General features: G+C 56.1%; 1 protein-coding gene. It reads left to right on the plus strand.

Annotated elements, in window-relative coordinates; translation table 11 throughout:
* Positions 1 to 387: hypothetical protein (locus tag AC1RPQ_RS08065; protein ID WP_481762273.1), on the plus strand; the 387-nt coding region annotated here is incomplete at both ends.

Consider the following 387-nt stretch of genomic DNA (forward strand, 5'->3'; position numbering starts at 1 on the left):
ACTACGATGCGCTGCCTCAGTGGCGCGAATGGTTGGGTCTCGAGGGTACGGAATGGGATTGGCGCATGATCTTCAACCGTACCGTGCACGACGCGAACTACTACTCGGTCCCCTACGAGATGGTAATCCCGTTCCTGCACATGATGCAGTACCAAGCAACGTACGGCGTGACGAACGCGTTCAAGCGTGATTTCAACATCAAGTTCACGATTGAGCCCGAGATTGAAATCGAAATCATGGGTGCAAACGACACGGAAGGGAGCGCTTGGGACTGGAGCTTGAACAACCTGATGGACTCGCTGCGATCGGCTCTCAAGAGTCAGGACGACGCGGGGCTCCTGAAGGGCACACAGGAGGATGTGTTCAACGCCATCATCCGCCCGTGGA

Source organism: Dellaglioa sp. CoH-57-MRSF-21, from assembly GCF_056781915.1.